Annotated in this window: 15 protein-coding genes and 1 tRNA gene; 8 read left to right on the forward strand and 8 right to left on the reverse strand. The window is 57.2% G+C overall.

What is annotated here, in order from left to right:
• Positions 1–9 precede the first annotated feature (9 nt).
• From cphA to AC2FJZ_RS07845, 3 genes are all read left to right on the forward strand, one after another.
• Positions 10–2,811, forward strand: coding sequence for a cyanophycin synthetase (cphA, locus tag AC2FJZ_RS07835; RefSeq protein ID WP_496776885.1), 2,802 nt, complete (start codon positions 10–12; stop codon positions 2,809–2,811).
• A gap of 14 nt (positions 2,812–2,825) precedes the next feature.
• Complete coding sequence (locus tag AC2FJZ_RS07840) at positions 2,826–4,562, forward strand: Mur ligase family protein (RefSeq protein WP_496776887.1); 1,737 nt, start codon at positions 2,826–2,828, stop codon at positions 4,560–4,562.
• Positions 4,563–5,212: 650 nt separating this feature from the next.
• A complete protein-coding gene (locus tag AC2FJZ_RS07845) occupies positions 5,213–6,241 on the forward strand; it encodes a GlxA family transcriptional regulator (protein ID WP_496776889.1) in 1,029 nt (342 codons plus the stop codon).
• A 538-nt stretch (positions 6,242–6,779) separates the two neighbouring features.
• Here AC2FJZ_RS07845 and AC2FJZ_RS07850 read toward each other — a convergent pair.
• From AC2FJZ_RS07850 to AC2FJZ_RS07885, 8 genes are all read right to left on the reverse strand, one after another.
• Positions 6,780–7,652: a class I SAM-dependent methyltransferase gene (locus AC2FJZ_RS07850; protein ID WP_496776890.1), complete on the reverse strand. Its 873-nt coding sequence runs from the start codon at positions 7,650–7,652 to the stop codon at positions 6,780–6,782.
• A gap of 283 nt (positions 7,653–7,935) precedes the next feature.
• Positions 7,936–8,628, reverse strand: a complete 693-nt coding sequence (locus AC2FJZ_RS07855) for a hypothetical protein (protein WP_496776892.1) — start codon at positions 8,626–8,628, stop codon at positions 7,936–7,938.
• A gap of 90 nt (positions 8,629–8,718) precedes the next feature.
• Positions 8,719–8,808 (reverse strand) — tRNA-Ser (locus tag AC2FJZ_RS07860).
• A gap of 314 nt (positions 8,809–9,122) precedes the next feature.
• Positions 9,123–9,506, reverse strand: coding sequence for a carboxymuconolactone decarboxylase family protein (locus AC2FJZ_RS07865; protein WP_496668401.1), 384 nt, complete (start codon positions 9,504–9,506; stop codon positions 9,123–9,125).
• A 17-nt stretch (positions 9,507–9,523) separates the two neighbouring features.
• Positions 9,524–10,264, reverse strand: coding sequence for a sulfotransferase-like domain-containing protein (locus tag AC2FJZ_RS07870; protein ID WP_496776894.1), 741 nt, complete (start codon positions 10,262–10,264; stop codon positions 9,524–9,526).
• Positions 10,265–10,284: 20 nt separating this feature from the next.
• The gene (locus AC2FJZ_RS07875) at positions 10,285–11,103 is read right to left on the reverse strand and encodes an aspartate racemase/maleate isomerase family protein (protein WP_496776896.1); all 819 of its coding nucleotides are present in this window, start codon (positions 11,101–11,103) and stop codon (positions 10,285–10,287) included.
• Positions 11,104–11,122: 19 nt separating this feature from the next.
• A complete protein-coding gene (locus AC2FJZ_RS07880) occupies positions 11,123–12,211 on the reverse strand; it encodes an aromatic ring-hydroxylating oxygenase subunit alpha (protein ID WP_496776898.1) in 1,089 nt (362 codons plus the stop codon).
• On the reverse strand, positions 12,208–13,095 hold the full coding sequence (locus AC2FJZ_RS07885) for a MurR/RpiR family transcriptional regulator (protein ID WP_050603951.1): 888 nt from the start codon (positions 13,093–13,095) through the stop codon (positions 12,208–12,210). Before AC2FJZ_RS07885 ends, AC2FJZ_RS07880 begins: the two co-directional genes overlap by 4 nt.
• A 67-nt stretch (positions 13,096–13,162) precedes the next feature.
• Here AC2FJZ_RS07885 and AC2FJZ_RS07890 point away from each other — a divergent pair, with 67 nt between their 5' ends.
• The 5 genes from AC2FJZ_RS07890 to AC2FJZ_RS07910 are packed head-to-tail and all read left to right on the forward strand — an operon-like array spanning position 13,163 to position 19,488.
• Positions 13,163–15,616, forward strand: coding sequence for an FAD-dependent oxidoreductase (locus AC2FJZ_RS07890; protein ID WP_496776899.1), 2,454 nt, complete (start codon positions 13,163–13,165; stop codon positions 15,614–15,616).
• On the forward strand, positions 15,616–16,698 hold the full coding sequence (locus AC2FJZ_RS07895) for an alcohol dehydrogenase family protein (protein WP_496776901.1): 1,083 nt from the start codon (positions 15,616–15,618) through the stop codon (positions 16,696–16,698). The genes AC2FJZ_RS07890 and AC2FJZ_RS07895 overlap by 1 nt, the downstream gene beginning before the upstream one ends.
• Positions 16,695–17,273, forward strand: a complete 579-nt coding sequence (locus tag AC2FJZ_RS07900) for a dimethylsulfonioproprionate lyase family protein (RefSeq protein WP_496776902.1) — start codon at positions 16,695–16,697, stop codon at positions 17,271–17,273. Before AC2FJZ_RS07895 ends, AC2FJZ_RS07900 begins: the two co-directional genes overlap by 4 nt.
• Positions 17,270–18,376: a mandelate racemase/muconate lactonizing enzyme family protein gene (locus AC2FJZ_RS07905; protein ID WP_050603955.1), complete on the forward strand. Its 1,107-nt coding sequence runs from the start codon at positions 17,270–17,272 to the stop codon at positions 18,374–18,376. The genes AC2FJZ_RS07900 and AC2FJZ_RS07905 overlap by 4 nt, the downstream gene beginning before the upstream one ends.
• Positions 18,373–19,488, forward strand: coding sequence for a mandelate racemase/muconate lactonizing enzyme family protein (locus AC2FJZ_RS07910; RefSeq protein ID WP_496776903.1), 1,116 nt, complete (start codon positions 18,373–18,375; stop codon positions 19,486–19,488). Before AC2FJZ_RS07905 ends, AC2FJZ_RS07910 begins: the two co-directional genes overlap by 4 nt.
• Positions 19,489–19,567: the final 79 nt, after the last annotated feature.

The following is a 19,567-nucleotide window of genomic DNA, read 5'->3' on the forward strand; positions in this document are numbered from 1 at the left end:
AGGAACCTCATGAAAATAATCTCGACCAATGTCTTTGTCGGCCCGAATGTCTGGGCAAGTTTTCCGGTCATTCGCCACGTCATTGATCTGGGCGTTTTGGAAGATTGGCCTTCGGCCAAAATTGGTTCCGAGTTTATTGATGCATTGACCCAGGCCCTTCCCGGTCTGGCGGAACATGGCTGTTCCTACCGCGAACCCGGTGGTTTCATCCGCCGATTGCGCGAAGATGAAGGTACTTGGCTTGGTCATGTTTTGGAACATTGTGCCATTGAAGTGCAGAACGTGGCCGGTTCGGATGTAACCTTTGGCCGCACGCGCGGCACAGGCGAACCCGGCCAATACAACATGGTTTACGAATACCGCCAGCGCGATGTTGGTCTGGACGCAGGCAAGCTGGCAATGCGGCTGCTGATGCATCTATTGCCGCAATCCCTCAAGGAACAGGTGGACTACGGCTTCGACCCGGAATTCAACTGGGATGACGAGTTGCGTAGCTTTGTGCTGCGGGCGCAGCGCAAGGAATTTGGTCCCTCAACCGGCTCATTGGTTAAGGCCGCGCAAGAGCGTGACATCCCTTGGATCAGGCTGAATTCTGGGTCACTGGTTCAGTTCGGGCACGGCAAATACCAGAAACGCATTCAGGCAACCATAACCTCTGAGACCAAGCATATCTCGGTCGAGATTTCCTGCGACAAGGAAGACACGCACAATCTGCTGAACGATCTGGGCCTGCCTGTGCCGCAGCAACGCATGGTCTATTCCGCGCGTGAAGCCGTGCGCGCCGCCGCACGGATCGGGCACCCGGTGGTGGTCAAACCGCTCGATGCCAATCATGGGCGCGGTGTTTCGATCAACCTGAACTCGGATGAAGAGGTCGAGGCAGGCTTTGCCGAAGCCAAGGAACATTCCCGCAGCCGCGCCATTCTGGTGGAAAGCTTCATCACCGGGTTCGATCACCGGATGCTGGTGGTGAACAACAAGCTGGTCGCGGTGGCCAAGCGCGTGCCGGGCCATGTGGTAGGCGATGGCACGCACACGATTGCCGAACTGGTCGATATCGTGAACGAGGATCCACGCCGTGGCATCGGGCATGAAAAAGTGCTGACCATGCTGGAGATCGACAATCAGGCCAAACGCCTGATGGAAAATGCGGGCGTGACGGAAAAAACTGTGCTGCCTGACGGCGAGGTCTTTTATCTGCGATCAACCGCGAACCTGTCGACCGGCGGCACGGCCATTGATCTGACGGATGTGGTGCACCCTGACAACCGTGACATGGCCGAGCGTGCCATCATGGCCGTCGGGCTGGATGTGGGCGGTGTCGATTTCCTTATCGACGACATCACCAAATCCTACAAGGATATCGGCGGCGCGATTGTCGAGGTGAACGCCGCCCCCGGTTTCCGGATGCACGTGGCACCGTCCGAAGGTCAGCCGCGCGACGTGGCGGGCAAAGTGATCGACATGCTGTTTCCGGCCACCGAGGAAACCCGCATCCCCATCGCGGCAATCACCGGAACCAACGGCAAGACGACCACTTCAAGGATGCTGGGGCACATCATTAAAACCAGCGGCAAGACCGTTGGCATGACCTCGACCGATGGTGTTTATGTTGACGGCAAGCTGAGCGTCAAGGGCGACATGACGGGACCCAAGTCGGCACAGATCGTTCTGCGCGACCCGGCTGTCGATTTTGCGGTGATGGAAACCGCACGTGGCGGACTTGTGCGGTCGGGTCTGGGCTATCAGCGCTCGAACGTAGCGGCCTGTCTGAACGTCTCGGCAGATCATCTGGGCCTTGGCGGCATCAACACGGTTGAGGAACTGGCCGTTGTCAAACGCGTGGTGGTGGAAAGCGCCACCGACACGGCCGTTCTGAATGCCGATGACATCAACTGTCTGAAAATGGCCGACTATGCCGGTGCGGATCAGATCTTTTATGTCACCACCAACCCGGGGCACAGCCTGGTCAAGGAACATATCAAAGCAGGCGGCAAGGCCATTGTGCTTGAAAAGGGCATGAATGGTGACATGCTGACCATTTATGACAACGGTCTTCATATCCCGGTGCTGTGGTCGCATCTGATCCCGGCGGCATTGGAAGGCAAGGCCATTTTCAACGTCCAGAACGCAATGTTCGCCGCCGCGATGGCCTATAGTTTCGGAGTGGACCTGGACAATATCCGCCACGGGCTGCGCACCTTCGACACCAGCTATTTCCAGGCACCCGGGCGGATGAATGTCTATGACGAGCATCCCTTCAAGGTGATTCTCGACTATGGCCACAACCCTGCCGCGCTCACGGCGATGGCGGCGTTGGCCGATCAGTTGGAGGTCAAGGGCCGAAGGCTGTGCGTTGTTGCGATGCCCGGCGACCGGCGCGATGAGGATATCGTAGACGGGGCCGCCGCATTGGCCGGGCATTTTGATCATTTCATCTGCAAGGCAGATGACCGCCGCCGGGGCCGTGGACACGACGAAGTGCCGCAAATGATGCGGCAGGCCCTGATCGACAACGGCGTCGATGATGCCGCGATCACGATCATCCCGGATGAGGTCGAAGCGGTGACTGCAGCGTTGGAACAGGCCGCACCGGGCGATCTGCTGGTGATTTTCGGTGATGACACAACGCGCTGCTGGAAGCAGATCATCTATTTCAACTCCGATAGCGAAGCGCCAGTCACAGAGGCTGCGCCGGTGGCAAGCCCCATCGACACCTCGTTCGAGGACATGTTCGAAAGCGACCAGAACCTGATCCGGGATGCGCGCGGCGTGCGCCTGGCCCGCGACATCAGCGAAGACGCGGATTGAGCGGGGGTACCGGAATGGACCGGATCGAAGAGCTTGAAAACGCGCTGACAATTGAAAGCGCGTACGCCGATCATATCCGGGTAGACGATGCCCGACGCCTGACCGGGCCGGGACTGTTGTGGAACCGCCCTGGCGCGGTGATGGATGTGTTTTTCACCGATATCGGCACCGCGCAGGTCACCGCTTTGTGGGAAAAACACGCGCGCCGCGTGCTGGACGGGCTTGGCTGGCAGGATCAGGACGTAACCCACCGCAGTTTCACCGGTGGCGTCAATCTGGCGATTTCAGCGCCGATGGATCAGCTCTATTCCGCGATCTTCGCGGTGCAAAGCGTCTGGCATTTCTGTGCTGCCGAACTGTTGGCATCCGAGCCCGGCGATTTCGATCAGATGGTTGCGGATGTCAAAAGCGTTATGGAGAAGGAAGCCAATCCCGCGCTGATTGCCCTGATTGCGGCAGCAGAGGCGCATGGTGTGGATATCCTGTGCGATGATGACGAAGTGTCGATCGGGCACGGTACTGGCAGTCAGACCTGGCCGGTCGATGCGCTGCCTACCCCCGATGACTTGGACTGGTCGGCTCTGCACAATATCCCGGTGGCCTTCATTACCGGAACCAACGGCAAAACAACTACAACCCGTTTGCTTGAGGCGATCGCGCGCGCTTCTGGCAAGGTTGCCGGGCTGACCTCGACCGAATTTGTGCGGGTGGGAGACGACATTCTCGACCGTGGCGATTATTCCGGTCCTGGCGGCGGTCGAATGCTGTTGCGTGACAAAAGGCTGGAGGTCGCCTGTCTGGAAGTCGCGCGCGGAGGTATCCTGCGCCGGGGTCTGCCGACCCGCGCGGCAACGGCAGCGGCGGTCACCAATGTGGCAAACGACCATCTGGGGCAATACGGGGTCAACACGGTGCCGGAACTGGCTCAGGCCAAATTCGCTGTGCATCGCACGCTGGCCGAGGGTGGCGTGCTGGCACTGAATGCCGATGATGAATTTGTCCGTGCCGAGGCGGCGAATACATCTGCGAATATCTGGTGGTATTCGCTGGATGCGCAGAATGCCCTGATCCGTCAGGCCCGCGATGCGGGCAAGTGCTGTGCCTATGTGCGGTCTGGAAAAATCGTCTTTTTCGATGGTGCGGCGGAACGGGTGGTGATCGCTGTCGGCGATGTGCCCCTGACCATGGGGGGCGTAGCAAAATACAACACCCTTAACGCCCTAGCGGCCTTATGCCTTGCCCTGGCATTGAACCTGCCCGTTCAGGCAGCTCGAAAGGGGTTGGCAGGGTTCAAGCCCGACGCCAGGGACAACCCGGGCCGTTGCAACGAGTTTCTTTATAATGGCGCGAGGGTTTTTGTGGATTTTGCCCATAACCCGCATTCGATTTCGGCCGTTTGCGATGCCCTGTCCAGCCTGCCGGCAAAACGGCGTTTTATAATGCTCAGCCATGCCGGGGACAGATCCGATCAGGATATCCATGACGTCACTGCGACGGCGCTGAACTTCAAACCCGACGTGGTCGTCGCAACAGAACTTGAGGGGTATCTCAGAGGTCGCGAATTGGGTGACATTTCTGATCTGATCGAACGGGCAGCGTTGGACCATGGGTATGGTGCGCACCAAATACTCAGAGCTCCTTCACCCACACAAGCCGCTTCAATGATACTTGAAAAGCTTGAGCCGGGAGATGTTGCCTTGCTGCTGGTTCTGTCCGATCGCGACGCCGTTCTCGCGATGCTCGACCGATAAACAGAGCCGGGTGCCGGTGTCACGCAGTTGTAGCTAGCACACGGCGATGCAAGCGCGCGCAAATGCAAACAGGCGGGGAAGTATGCACCAAAAATGTTGCACCTTCGTCCTGAGACCGATCGGAGGCGGACTACGGTGCAGAACCCGCCAAGTGATCGTTGCGCAGTATCCGGTACATTGGGCTCAGCGCAGTCACCTGACGGATTTACTTAGATGACCGATTAGCGGCCTTGAGCGGACGTTCACCCCCGAAAACTCGGAGTTTCGAACAGGAACGACCGCTCTCACCATAAAGCGGTCGCTCTCCCAAATCTTGGCTACGACCGGCTTGCGAACGAAGCGGACATTGAAAATGCTCAAACTAACGGTCTCTCACCAGTGAACAGCCTGGTCCAAGATAGATCACCGAATTCCACATCTCTTCCGTCACTTTGTAGTTGTCGGTTCCTCTTCCTTGTTCGTCTGTTGGGCTGAGTTCTCCTGAGGCGGGCCTTTTTGGAAAGGTTTGCTTTTCAATGTCAAAAAAAATACTCCAAACTGCGTTCATCATCGCTAACACCTCCAACGAACTACGTGCCCTTGAAGACTGCACGACATTTTTCGTTTCGCGTGAGTGGCGGAACGGCTAATAAGGGGGCAAATTCACCACTTTGGGAATTTTGCCGATGCCATATTCGGTTCAAATCGTTGCCACCCCAGAAACCAGCGCCTCCAGCGTGTTTGGCCTGTACGACACTTTGGTGGCCGCAGGGCGGGACTGGGAACATTTGGTGAGCGGCGAGGAGCCAATGCCGGTGTTTGACGTCAGTCTCGTTGGCCCGGACATTGAAGGGTTTCGTTGCGGAAGTGGCATATGGATCGTGCCAGACCAGACATTTAAGAACGCAGACGACGCTGATATTATTGTCGTACCTGGACTGACACTTTCACCGCACGACCGCCTCGACCCCGAACTACATCCTTGTTTAGCTTGGCTTGCTAAGCGCGACTTGGCCAAGACGCGTATCGTGTCAGCCTGTACAGGGGCGGTCTATTTGGCGGAAATAGGTATTTTGGATGGGGTTGAAGCGACCACACATTGGGCTTGGGAGGGCCTTTTTCGAAGGTTCTATTCGAATGTGCGGCTCCGCATCGACCGCGGCCTTTGCTTTGCTGATGCGTCTCACGGGCCTGTAACGTCGGGTGGGACAACCGGGTGGCAGGAACTCGCTACGTTCCTGATCGCGCATTACGGCGGCACGCAAAGGGCGGTACGGGCAGCAAAAGTCTGGCTTATGGCCAACCGCGGAGAACTCCAGTCACCATTCTGTTCAATGATTACTACTACACCTCATGCTGACGCCATAATCTCACAGGCTCAGCTATGGATTTCCAACAATTACGCCATCGATAACCCAGTCGCAGAAATGGCTAAACGTTCCGGGTTGCCGCCAACTACGTTTGCGCGACGCTTCCGCAAAGCCACGAGTAAGTCACCGCAAGACTACGTTTTGGCGCTGCGAATTGAAGAAGCCCGCCAGTTGCTTGAAACCACCGACTGCTCCGTGGTGGAGGTCGGAGAAGCAGTCGGATATGCCGATACGCCTTCGTTTAGGAGGTTGTTCAAACGAAAGACAGGACTGACTCCTGTCGAACACCGCAAAATGTTCGGCCTGTCTCGGTTCTCAAACTACTCCTGATGGACGGCGTTCAAGATTAGCAATCCTATTGACCGCTTAGGGCTCGAAGCGGTCATCTGACTGTTTCTGTCGGATGTCCGTTTGCCAGCGCGAAGCGGACAATAGTGCATAAGTGCAACAGTCTCGACACATGTCACGCGACTAAGAAGACCCTGGGCAAGAATGTGAATTGCGCCTATGCGGTACTGTAGAGCAGAGACTGCAAACATCGTTGGTATCCTGCTCCCGCAACCAACTTTAAGGTCAAAATAACAATCACTTAGCCTCGCATAGCGCGGGGCATTTTGCATTGAGCCAAACCAACTGGAAGCACCGTGAAAGCAAAAAGGGACGGGAAAAACCGTATGGTGAACGTGCAACAGAGGCCGTCCGCACAAGTCCCCGTAAACTGGTCGCCATGAGCCAAAAGCGCATACATACACTGTTCGTTTTGCTAGACTTTGCCTTTAGATGAATAGTGAAATTCCGAGTTGATAACGATACTCGGTTTTACTCTGTGCAGTTTCATGGCGTATTTAGATATCCCAAGTAGCATCGACTATGTCGACTTTGCGATTATCAGTCCTATCGACGTTGTAGCATATCCGTTCAACAGCAATCGCATGTGCTTGGTGTCAGAGTATTGCCTTGGATCTCCTTTGCGCCTATCAACGGTAAGATCAAGCGGGTCGTCACCTAAGCGAATGTCCAGCGGTTCCACAGAGTGTCCTTTGTCTTGGAGGCGTTTCACTGCGTCTTCAATGTCACGTAACCTATAGATTGCAGTTTTACCGCCTTTTGAAGTCCGGGAGTTCGATGAGAGGTTAAACTCCGTTGTATGTACTGCGACCCCACCAGGACGCAGACAATTCATCTGATTCTCTAAAAAACGAATGCCGAGTTCGAGAGAACCGCAATGCTCGAAAGAACACGTGGACCAAGTAAAGTCAAAACCCGATATATCGTTCGGAATATGGTTCATGTCTATGGGTTGAAACTTGACGTTCTTTCGAAGGATTTCCTTCGAACAGATATCAGGGAACATTAAATCTTCGACTGCCGCACTCCATTGACCAGTTACACCCCAGCCTTTGTTTCCCTTGTTATCATTCGCAAGGTCGCTCGCTAAAACTTCACAACCGTGCGCCGCAAGGTAAGCAGGGATTCTTTCTTTCCCAACTGCGAAACCTAAGCCTTTCATCCCACGCTTGAGAAGGCCGCGCTCGCGCAAAACTTCCAATATGAAAGCAAACTCCCAATGCTTACGGTGGTGAACATGTGAAAGCCGAAGTTCGTTTATGCAGGCACGAAATTGTTTTGAGTTTAGTCGACCTGTTCTTGCGATTTCTGAATGCAACGGGCCTTGGCTCAATGGGCTATCAGATGAGACGTAGCTAATATTGGGGTCGCGTTCAAAGCTTTCGATACCCATCTAGGGAGTTGGCAGCACGATTGCTTCAAGCTTATCGACAAAGGTTCGAGCCATGGTGGTCCACCAAAAATAGGGTTACGATGGTATCTTATGAAGTTCGATACACTAATTTATACATAAAGGGACACCAAATTGTTACGTTGCGCTCAAGGCTTCGTTGATAACCCCTTTGGATGCAATTCCATCAGCGATAAAGCGACTTAGAAATTGTAAAGATCACTTTCTGTGCATGGCATCCGTCAGGAGATGCCGCCGCCGCAGCGAATGGTCGCTTGGTCGCCTCTCAAGACAACCGGTATTTCCCGCGTGCCTTGGAAAGCCTTTCTGGGAGCGGTGTAGAGTTTTCTTCAATCAGCCGAACCAACACATCGGAATGCCTTCCCAAAAACTCACCGAAGCCGTCCGCAGAAACGTCTGAGATCGCAGCACAGGTGACAAACAGTCCTGCAAGCTGCGCGTCGAGTTCCCGCATCTTAGCAGCGCGGTTAGCGTCCATTACGTTGCGGGGCAGAACGCCCGCACAGTTCTGCAAAAGATCATTTCCAATCACAACTTCAAACTGCTGCCAAAGCTCATGTGTGAGCCAGCGCGCACGGTTTCTGTTAGCGGTAGGCATACAGTAGCGAATGCGTTCCAGCGCGTCTGTGAAGGCGTCTCCGATGATATCACGTACGTCCTGCCAGTTCCGCATCTCAAACCGGTTGCGCAGTTGTTTGGAGCCAAGCCGCATCTCGAAGCGCCAGACCTGACTTGTAGCCCGGTCGGTCAGATCAAGGGGTGGCTTGCCCGCAGCTTCCAGTGCGGCATTCCAGATGGTTAGCCAGCCCATTTTGTTCTGCTGGGTCACCTCGGCCCGCTTGTCGTAGATCGCCAGTTGCCGATTGGCGACGGTACCGGCACTCAAGCCAACCACACGCGCCCCGCTGGATACGGTCGCGGTTTCATCAACGCCCGTAAACTGATTCAACCGCCGCATGGCGTGGCAATCAAGCACATTTGGGATGGCGGCCTATTGGGCGGATTTCGCCAATGAAGCCAAAAAATGCCCTTTGAGTTTAATGAATTATGGCGGAGACGAAGGGATTCGAACCCTCGAGACCCTTCCGGGCCTACTCCCTTAGCAGGGGAGCGCCTTCGACCACTCGGCCACGTCTCCGTCGACGGGTATATCCTTGCAAACGCTGGTAGTACAAGGTCAATTGTCAGCGGTTTGACAGATTTCTTTAGATTCCCAGGAAACCTTAGAATTACTCTTGTTGGCTTAGGTTTTCCGCACTCATCAACTCAGATCCGTAAAGCGCTTTGGGGTTTATTCAGCTTATGCAAGACAGGGATTCGCGCAGTTTGGCGCTGATGGGGCGACCCTTCGCCCGAACTCCTTGGTTTGCATTCGGGGAAACACAAAGCGGTTCCATTTGCTTTTGGACTTTCGGTCCGGCATTTCCCCGAACGCAGCGCATCAAAGGTGTGTTATTGGTTTTCCAGGACCTTTCGGGCTACGCGAAAACACTCCAGCGCCTGTGGCACGCCGCAATAGATTCCGATCACATGGATGATGGCGCGGATTTCTTCTTTGGTCACACCGTTGTTGATGGCGCCCCGGCAGTGAATTTCCCATTCGTGCATTTTTCCTAACGCGCCGATCATGGACAGGTTCATCATCGATCGCGTTTTCGCATCGATCACGTCGTCACCCCAGCCGAAACCCCAGCACCAGGCGGTCATTGCCTCTTGAAACGGGCGGATGAAGTCATCGGCGGCGGCAAGGTTCTTTTCCACGTATTCTGCGCCCAGCGTGCTCTTTCGTTGCTCCAAGCCTTTGAGAAACAGGTCTTCGTCAAAAATATCGGCCATTGCGGGTCTCCGGTGTGTCAGCGTGTCAGGCGGTGTTTGTAAAGGTGATCGTAATGCGGTTTCATCCGGCGGTGCACCTGTTTCACCCGATCTGGCGCGTCCGTGATGTCGATATGCTTGCGCGGCTGTGGGGCAAGTCCGGTCGATTTCGCAAGGTTGCCGTGGAACGATCCTCCGTCCCACCAACTGTGGGCCGCCGGGTCTCCGCCGGGCGCCCATGTCAGCGCGTCTTCGAGGAAGGGGATACCCACCTGCTCGCAAAAGGCCCGGGTCATGCCGTGGGGGTCTTCCAGAAGGTCATCGCTGTCGATAACCGGCGGCGGCGTTCCGTTCAGCGCCGTCAACAGATCGAACAGGGCACGCTGTTCGGGAAAGCCAACCTCGCCTTCGGCAAAGTCGGGCCATTGCTTGTACATCGACGTGATGGTCTTGGCCGGATCCCGGATCAGGAAGGCATGGGTGAAATGCGACAGGAACTCGGCATTCCACATGTGGTTGATGTAATGCGGGAAATCCTTGAGAAAGACCGGGCCCTTTTCTGCTCTCGCCTGAACATTCTGCCAGACACAGTCCAGCGTCAGGCCCTGTGTCGTAACGTCCCCCGGCTGAAACCGGTGCCACAAGGGGTCTTCGCCCTGATACCACGCCTCGCCAAAGGGTTCGTGCAGACAATCCAGATCTCCACGTTGCCGCATCATCCACTCAAACGCGGTCGAGGTGGATCGGGGCACAGCCCATAGCGCGAGGATCTTGTGCATTGTCATGGCCTTTCGTGCAGTCACAGACGTTTCAGCAATTGCCCGCGCGGTGTGTCAGGCGCGATACCGAGGGATTTGAAAATGCGCCAGTAAAGCGCGATATCGTGACCGATTACCGGCTTGCCCAGGGCGGCCTCAAGCGTATCGGCCAGATGCAGCGGACGCTGTGGCAGGCCATCAGGTCCTGTGCGGAAGTTGCACATGCCGTTGATCAGGATTGCATCGGCTTGCGGAGCTTTTTCGGTGACGTATTCAAAGCTCTTCAATGCCAGATCTCCGTCAAAGACCCAGCGATAGGAATTGACGTCTTCCTGACTGTCGAACCAGCCTTGGTCGTGAAAATTTCCGGCCCAGACCACATCGAATCCGGCTTCTTTCAGGAAGTTGACCGTGCCCTGCCACCATTCCGGCCAGTGATAGGCGGCGTTCAGGGCCACTTTCTCGACATTCATATCGCGCAGGGCTTCGACCATGGCATAACCCGCCATGTGAAAGCGGGTACCATATTTGTCTGACAGGTCTTCGCAGTGTTGCCGGACACCTTCCACGCCCAGCCCGCAGGCATGGACCCAGTTCGAACCGACCTGACCGCAGACATCCACGCCATTGCGCGACATGCAGTGAACGAAATCATCCAGCATACCAAAGTTCTTTTTGCGTTGGTCCAGACCGTGTACATAGTCCGGCACGTGCAGCATCCAGCCATGAATGCCGACGGTTTCGGGGCACATGTTCAAAAAATCTGATGGGGCGGCGTCAAAGTCGAACGGCGGCGAAGTAAAGCCGACCTGATGGGGAAACAGTTTGTGTTCTGGGCGCCAGTCTTCGGGCATCAGCATTGGCGCGTCACCTCGGTCATCACTCCACAGCCTCGCGCATCCATTTCTGAAGCCGCGCGATCGAATGTTCCGACATCACTCCGCACCCCGGATCCAGCACCAGCGGGCCGGGACGGTAACCTCGGGATTTCAGGCCGCGGTGGACGGATTCTACTAGGCAGATGTCTTCTTCGACCGTTGTTTCGCGGTCCTGAACAGCCAACTGCCGGATAACCGCGTTTTCCGAACCACCTTCGGTGTACCAGCCGCGCCAGACGGTACAGTGATCGGCATCAACAGCGCGCCAGTGATAAGTGTTCAGCACGTTGCCCGGGTAACACTGGAACGAGAACATCGGCCACAGGAACCACGACTGATAGTCGCCTGCATGCGGTACCGACAAGTCAATGGGATATGTCATCTTGTCGAGGCTTTGGCATTCGGTCGTGTGACGCAGCACATAGCCGCCGCCTGCATCGGGTTGAATGTCATAAGTTTCGGGCTTGACCACGCCCTCGGCGAAGGTGGGGTGGTTGGTCGGGCAGTGGTAGCATTCCGAGTAATTCTCGATACTGACCTTCCAGTTGCAATTTTCCGGAATCTCGACCCATTCCAGCGGTTCCAGATCGTCGATATGCGGAACGAAGGCGCGGATTTCCTCGCGCACGCCGGGGTACCATTCATCCATGGGTGCGGCGTTGTCATCGAGGTTGACGAAGATGAAACCGTTGAACACCTCGGTCCGGACCGAGGTCAGGCAGATCGCGCTGCGGTCGAAACCGGGAACGGATTTGATATTAGGGCCAGCACGCAGCTGGCCGGATAGCTCATAGGTCCAGGCGTGGTATGGGCAGACGACGACGCGGGTATTGCCCGCACCAGTTACCATTTCATGTGCGCGGTGCTGGCAGACATTGTAGAAGGTGCGGATTTCGTCATCGCGGCCACGAATGCAGAACAGGCTTTGCCCGGCAATCTCGAAGGCGAAGTAGTCACCAGGTTCCCTGACCTGTGCGACATGGCCCGCGAACTGCCACGTCCGAGCCAGCAGCCCCAGCATCTCCTGCTCGAAAATGCCGGGGTCGGTATAATATCGGGCGTCCAGAGAGTGGGTCAGGGGGGCGTTCATTCTGGCTCCTCCGCGTAAAGGCCAAGTTGATGACGGCGAAGATGGAAACGTTCGACCCGTTCAACGATCTCGTCACTGGAAACTGCGATCACAAAGGACAGTAACGTTTCCAGCAATGCGATGGTCGAGACGGATGATGGAAAAAACTGCGGCGTGTCGGCTGCGACAACGAACCCGTGATGGGCGTTTAGAATGACCGGGCTGGCGGGGCTGTCCGAGATGCCTACGACGGTCAGCCCCTGTTGTCGGGCCAGCTTGATCGCCTCGATCACTTCGGTGCGGTACGGGCGGCAGGTAATTGCGATCAGCACGTCCTGCTCATCGGCCCAGGCCAGATCGTCTACCGGGGTCGAGCCGGGGCGGGGGATGGCGTGGAATTGTTTCATCCCTGTCGAGGCAAGATAAGTGAAATTGCGCGCGTTCGAGTTGTTGACGCCGACGCCCAGAGTGAAGATCTGGCGGCAATTCCAGATATCTTCAGCGGCAGCCTTCAGGCGCGTAGCATCGATCCCGGCGAAGGTTTCTTCGATATTCTGGATCGCGGCGCCGATCATATCGGCATAGAGTCCACCCAATTCACCTGACTTGCCGATATTCTGTAGCCACCGGGCACGATCCGGAAACGACACCTGCCCATTGCGGATTGCTTCGCGAAACGGTTCGCGGAAATCTTCGTACCCGTCAAAACCCACCTGCCGCGCCATGCGCACGAACGTATTGGGTTTGACCTTGGCGGCTTCTGCGATTTCACGCACGGTCGAAACGCCGACATCCGTTGGGTTTTCCAGCACGTAGCGCGCGGCTTTCTGCGCCTCTGGGGTCAAGGCGTCCCACTCTTCGGTCAGGCGGCCCAGAACAGTTGATGATACATTTGTGTCATTCATGATTGACGATGGTACAAGTGTGGAATTAGCCTGTCGAGCAGAAAAGCGACTCGGGAAGAGGAAAATCATGTCCGGGAACGAACTGCCATCACATGCACGCGTTGTCATTGTCGGGGGCGGCGTAATGGGGGTTGGCCTAGCCTATCATCTGGCGCATGAAGGGTGGGGCGATGACACTGTCCTGCTGGAAAAATCCGAGCTGACCAGCGGCAGCACATGGCACGCGGCGGGGCAGATCACGCATTCGACCTCGAGCTTCGGGTTGGGCAAATGTGTGGACTACAACATCGGACTTTATTCCGGTCAGCTTGAGGCGGAAACCGGCCAGCCCGTTACGTGGCATGGCTGCGGGTCATTCCGTCTGGCCTATACCGAGGATGAGATGGACTGGCTGCGCCACACACTTTCGGTGGGTCGGTCGCTTGGGTTCAACATCGAACTGGTCGGGCCCGAGAAAGTGGCCGAGTTGCACCCGTTCTACAATCTCGAAGGCGTTCTGGGTGCGCTGCACACACCGGACGATGGTCACGTAGACCCGACCAACGTGACGATGGCGATGGCCACTGGTGCGCGTCAGAAAGGCGTGCGCATTTTCCGCAACTGCCGTGCGACTAACATTACGCAGGGCGAGAATGGCGAGTGGGTTGTCGAGTCCGAGATGGGCACGATCATCTGCGAGCATGTGGTGAACGCTGGCGGCACCTATGCCCGTCAGATGGGCGAATGGTCTGGGCTGCAATTGCCCATGACCTCGATGACGCACCATTACTTTGTGACCGAGCCGGTGCCAGAGTTCCGGAACCTTGACAAAGAACTGCCGGTTATCCGCGATGACCGAAAGGTCTCCGGTTATATCCGCATGGAGCAGCAGCGCGGGCTAATCGGGATCTACGAGAAAGAGAACCCGAACTCGGTCTGGCATGACCATTGCCCGTGGGAATACGAGAACTGGCTGTTCGACGCGGACTACGACCGGGTGATGCCGTGGCTTGAAGAAAGCCTGAACCGGATGCCGATCTTTGCCGAGTTGGGCATTCAACGCGACGTGCACGGGGCGATCTCGCATCCGCCAGATGGCAACCCGCTGATTGGCCCTGCGCCCGGAGTGCGGAACTATTGGTGCTGCTGCGGCACACAGATCGGTATCGGCTGGGGTCCGGGCCTGACCCGCGAACTGGCGCGCTGGATGGTGCATGGGGCTGCTGAAATCTCGATGCGCGAATACGATCCGCGCCGGTTTGGCAGCTATGCCACCAAGGACTGGCAGGTGATCAAGGCCGAGGAAGACTACTGCCTGCGCCACGAAATCCCTTTCCCACATTTCAACCGTTTGGAGGGGCGTCCGATCAAGCCGTCGCCGCTGCATGAGCTGTTGAAATCCAAGGGTGCGGTACATGAAGAAGTCTATGGCTTCGAACGACCCCGCTGGTTCGCACGGGACGGTGTGGAACAGCGCGATCACTATTCCTTCCGCCGGACCCCCGCCGACGACATGGTCGCGGCCGAGGTCAAAGCGGTCCGCCAGAGCGTCGGTATTATGGACGTAACCGCCTTCACCAAGGTCGAGGTTTCGGGGCTGGACGCCTATGCCCTGTTGGATCGGTTGACGGCCAACCGGATGCCGCAAAAGGTTGGCTCGATCACGCTGACCCACATGTTAAACCGTCGCGGTCGGATCGAGTTGGAGACGACGATTGTCCGTATGGCCGAAGACCGCTTCTATCTGGTCTGCGCGGCCTTCTTCGAACAACGTCTGCTGGACCATCTGGCGCAGCAGCGCGCGGATGAGGACGTGCAGATCACCGCATTGTCCGCCGACTGGTCGGCCCTGTCGCTGAACGGCCCGCGGTCGCGTGACGTGCTGGCGCGCTGCACTGACGCCGATCTGACCAATGCCGGTTTCCGCTGGTTGTCTGCGCAAGAGATCACCATCGCTGGTCGCAAAGTCTGGGCTTTCCGTATGTCTTATGCCGGTGAACTTGGGTGGGAACTGCACATGCCCAACGCCGCCTGTCTCGACGTCTACACAGCGCTTTGGGCGGCGGGTGAGCCGCACGGCATCACCGACTACGGCAGCTTTGCCATGAATGTGATGCGGATGGAGAAAGGCTTTAAAGGCGCAGGTGAACTGACCAACGAGGTCACTTTGGCCGAGGCCGACGTGCTGCGCTTTGCCCGCACCGATAAGGAGTATCTGGGTAAAGACAAGACGCTGAACACCGATTTGCCTTGGATCTGCGCATATCTTGAAATCGAACCGGATGGCGAGATTGATGGTCATGGCGGCGAAGCTGTGATGCTGGACGGGCGTGTTGTGGGCTCCACAGCCTCGGTAGCTTACGGTCATACCGTCGGCAATATCCTCGCCTTTGCTTACATAAAGCCCGAAGCGGCTGAAGTCGGGACCGAATTGGAGGTCGTGATCCACGGCAAACCTCGCGCGGCCCGCGTGCTGGGCGAGCCTGCCTATGATCCGCAAAGCTTGTTGCCTCGAACGGATGGCATTTTGGAGACCGCGTAATGAATCTTCCTGACAAAATGAAAGCCATGGTCACGATGGGCCATGGCGGCTTGGAGCAAATCGTCCTGCACCAGGATTGGCCACGCCCGGAACCCGCCGCCGGTGAGGTGCTGATCAAAGTCGCCGCCTGTGGGCTGAACAATACCGACGTCAACACGCGATCCGGCTGGTATTCCAAGACTGTAACCGATGCCACTACTGGTGGTGCGTTTGAAGAAGTTGGCGAAGAAGACCCGACTTGGGGTGGCGCACCTATTACTTTCCCGCGCATTCAAGGGGCTGATATCTGCGGCGAGATCGTCGCTGTTGGTGACGGTGTGGACAGCGTGCGTATCGGCGAACGGGTCATAACGGATGGTTGGCTGCGCGATCCGACTGATCCGGGCAACATGAACAAGACAGGTTATTTCGGATCCGAGCGCGACGGTGGCTTTGCCGAATATGCAACAACGCTGGCCGTGAATGCGGTGCCGATCACCTCGGCCCTGTCGGATGCCGAGCTTGCGACATTCTCCTGCTCTTACTCCACCGCCGAAGGTATGCTCAGCCGCGCCAACGTGACTGAAAAGGACACCGTGCTTGTGCCCGGAGCATCGGGCGGTGTTGGCGGTGCCCTTGTCCAATTGGCCAAACGGAGAGGCGCACGGGTCATCGCAATGGCGTCCGAGGCCAAACACGCGGATGTCGCCCAACTTGGACCGGACAGGATCCTGTCCCGTGACCCTGGTGACCTGCGCAACGCGCTGGGCGATGAAAAGATCACCGTGGTCGCGGATGTTGTCGGAGGGCCGTACTGGCCGAACCTGATCGATATTCTGGAGCGTGGCGGTCGGTATACCTGTTCGGGTGCTATCGCAGGCCCAATGGTCGAGCTTGATTTGCGAACCTTCTACCTGCGCGATCTGACATTCACGGGCTCGACCGTGATTGACCCTCAGGTCATGAAGAATCTTGTGAAATACATTGAGGCCGGTGACCTCAAGCCAGCACTTGCGGCAACCTATCCCCTGGAGGAATTGCGTGACGCGCAGGCGGCCTTCATTGCCAAGCAGCACACAGGCAATATTGTGGTGGTGCCATGACGCTGGATGACGTTCTGGAAGCCGCGCGGCAATTGCATCAATCGCATCCTGAGATGGCCGCGTTTGCACCTTGGCCCGATGACCTGAAACCTGCAAACCTGCAGCCGGCGCATATTCCGGCAATCGATCAGGTCGCTGGCTTTGACCTTGAAACAACCGACGCCACGCGGGATCTGATCGCTGCGATCAAAGCGACATCGCATCTGGGGCATTGGAAACAAACCTATACCGAAGAAGAGGTCGGCGCGGATTTTCTCAACCGATACGGTTACTACGAATTGTTTGGTCCGAGCGGGCATTTCCATTCGACCCAGTTGCGTGGCTATGTCGGGTATTGGGGGGCCGGTCTGACCTATGATTGGCATAGCCACCAAGCCGAAGAGATTTATCTGGTTCTCGAAGGAGCAGCCCTTTTCAAGATTGAAGGCAGCGAAACCCACATAGGCCCGAACCAGACGCGTCAGCATTCAAGTTGGCAGAGCCATGCCATGATCACGACGGATCAGCCGATTCTGACATTTGTCCTTTGGCGCGGGGAAGGAATGGGTGGTCTGCCTCTGATGGGTGCTGCATGAAGATCACCCGTATCCGCGTATACCAAATGGGCCTGCCCTATGTGGGCGGAGCCTATGTCTGGGGTGCAGGAAACGCGATTGAGACTGCTGTTGCATCCGTGGTTGTCCTCGATACCGATGCGGGGTTGCAGGGCTGCGGTGAATTCACGCCCTGTGGTGAGAACTACATGGTCGCTCATTCCGAAGGTGTGGTGGCTTTAGCGCGGCTGGTTGCTTCGACGCTGCTGGGTGAGGACCCAAGGCAGGTGGCGCGGGTCGAGCAGTTGATGGATCATCTGGTGCAGGGCCACGGCTATGCCAAGGCCCCGTTCGACGCGGCCTGCTGGGATATTCTGGGGAAAGCCAGTGGTCAACCGGTCTGGATGCTGTTGGGCGGTAAGTTGACGGACGGCGCACCTATGTATCGGGTAGCCCCGCAAAAAGCGGTGGATGAGACGGTGGCCGAGATGAACGCCTATCGCGATCAGGGCTATCGCCAGTTTCAAGTCAAGGTCGGGGGTGACTGGGCGACTGATATAGATCGAATCCGCACGACGGTTCCATTGCTGAAGCCGCGAGAAAAGGCGATGGCCGATGCCAATCAGGGGTGGCGTGTCGACAATGCAATCCGAGTGGCACGCGCTACACGCGATCTGGATTATATCCTCGAACAACCCTGTCGCAGCTATGAAGAGTGCCAGCAGGTGCGCCGCGTGGCCGAGCAACCGATGAAACTGGATGAATGTGTGACAGGTATCCACATGGCGCAGCGGATCGTCGCCGATCGGGGCGCCGAGATCTGCTGTTTGAAGATCTCGAATCTGGGTGGCATCAGCAAGGCGCGGCGCGTGCGGGACTATCTGATCGACAACCGCATCCCTGTGGTCAGCGAAGACACGTGGGGGGGCGAGATCACGACATCTGTGGTGGCGCATTTTGCGGCGTCGACACCGCCTGAGTATTTGCAGAACACAACTGATCTGATGAACTACAACACCCGATCAACTGGCATCGGTGGCCCGACGGCCCAGGATGGCAAACTCTATGCAACCGACACGCCGGGTTTGGGCGTGACACCTGACTTTGAAAGCCTCGGCGCGCCGGTGGCGGAGTACACTCTGTGAAGATCAAGACCATAACTGTTTACCACGTCGATCTGCCGCTGGAGCATCCCTATTGGCTGTCCGGCGGGCGGCTGAAGTTCGAAACACTCGACGCGACGATTGTGAAGATCGAATCCGATACCGGGCTGGTCGGTTGGGGAGAGGGCACCCCTTGGGGTCATACATATGTGCCTGCTCACGGACCAGGCATTCGCGCAGGTATCGAGACGATGGCCCCCTTCATTTTGGGCCTCGATCCGCGCAGGGTTCTGGATGTGGAACGGGCGATGGATCTGGCCCTGCCCGGGCATCTTTACGCCAAGAGTCCGATTGACATGGCCTGCTGGGATATCGCCGGACAGGCGGCGGGTCTGCCCATTGCCGATCTGATGGGGGGCGGGTCGCGTACGCCGCGCCCGATTGCATCCTCGGTCGGGGCCAAGACTGTCGAGGAAACCCGCGAGGTTATGGAGCGCTATCGTAGCCGAGGGTACATCGCCCATTCGGTGAAAATTGGCGGCGATGTCGAGCGGGACATAGCCCGTGTCCGCGATGTGGAAAGCATTCGCCGCCCCGGAGAGATTGTCCTCTACGACGTCAATCGCGGCTGGACGCGTCAGCAGGCCCTGCGGGTGATGAACGCTTGCGAAGATCTGAACGTGATGTTCGAACAGCCTGGTGAATCGCTGGATGACATCGCCGCGATTTCGGGTCTTCACGCGTCTCCCGTATCAGTGGACGAAAGTCTGGTGACGTTGCAGGACGCGACCCGGATTGCGCGGGACGGTCTGGCCGAAGTATTCGGGATCAAGCTGAACCGCGTGGGCGGTCTGACCAAGGCCGCGCGGATGCGGGATATCGCCCTGGCACATGGGATCGACATGTTTGTGATGGCAACCGGCGGGTCGGTTCTGGCCGATACCGAGGCGTTGCATCTGGCCGCGACCATCCCCGATGACAACTGCCACGCTGTCTGGGCCTGCCAGGACATGATCACCGTGGACATCGCGGGGGGGCGCGGGCCTCGAAACATCGACGGACATCTGCATCTGCCCGAATCGCCGGGACTCGGCGTTTATCCGGATGAGGAGCAACTGGGGCCGCCCATTGCGACCTACGAGGCCCCGAGATGATCCACTTCTTCATCTGGCCAGAAATATCCCGGGGTGTGAATTGGCCGCAGGCCAAGAGAGGGGCTGGCCCCTCTCAAAG

It is taken from the genome of Ruegeria sp. CDSA079, from assembly GCF_059612245.1.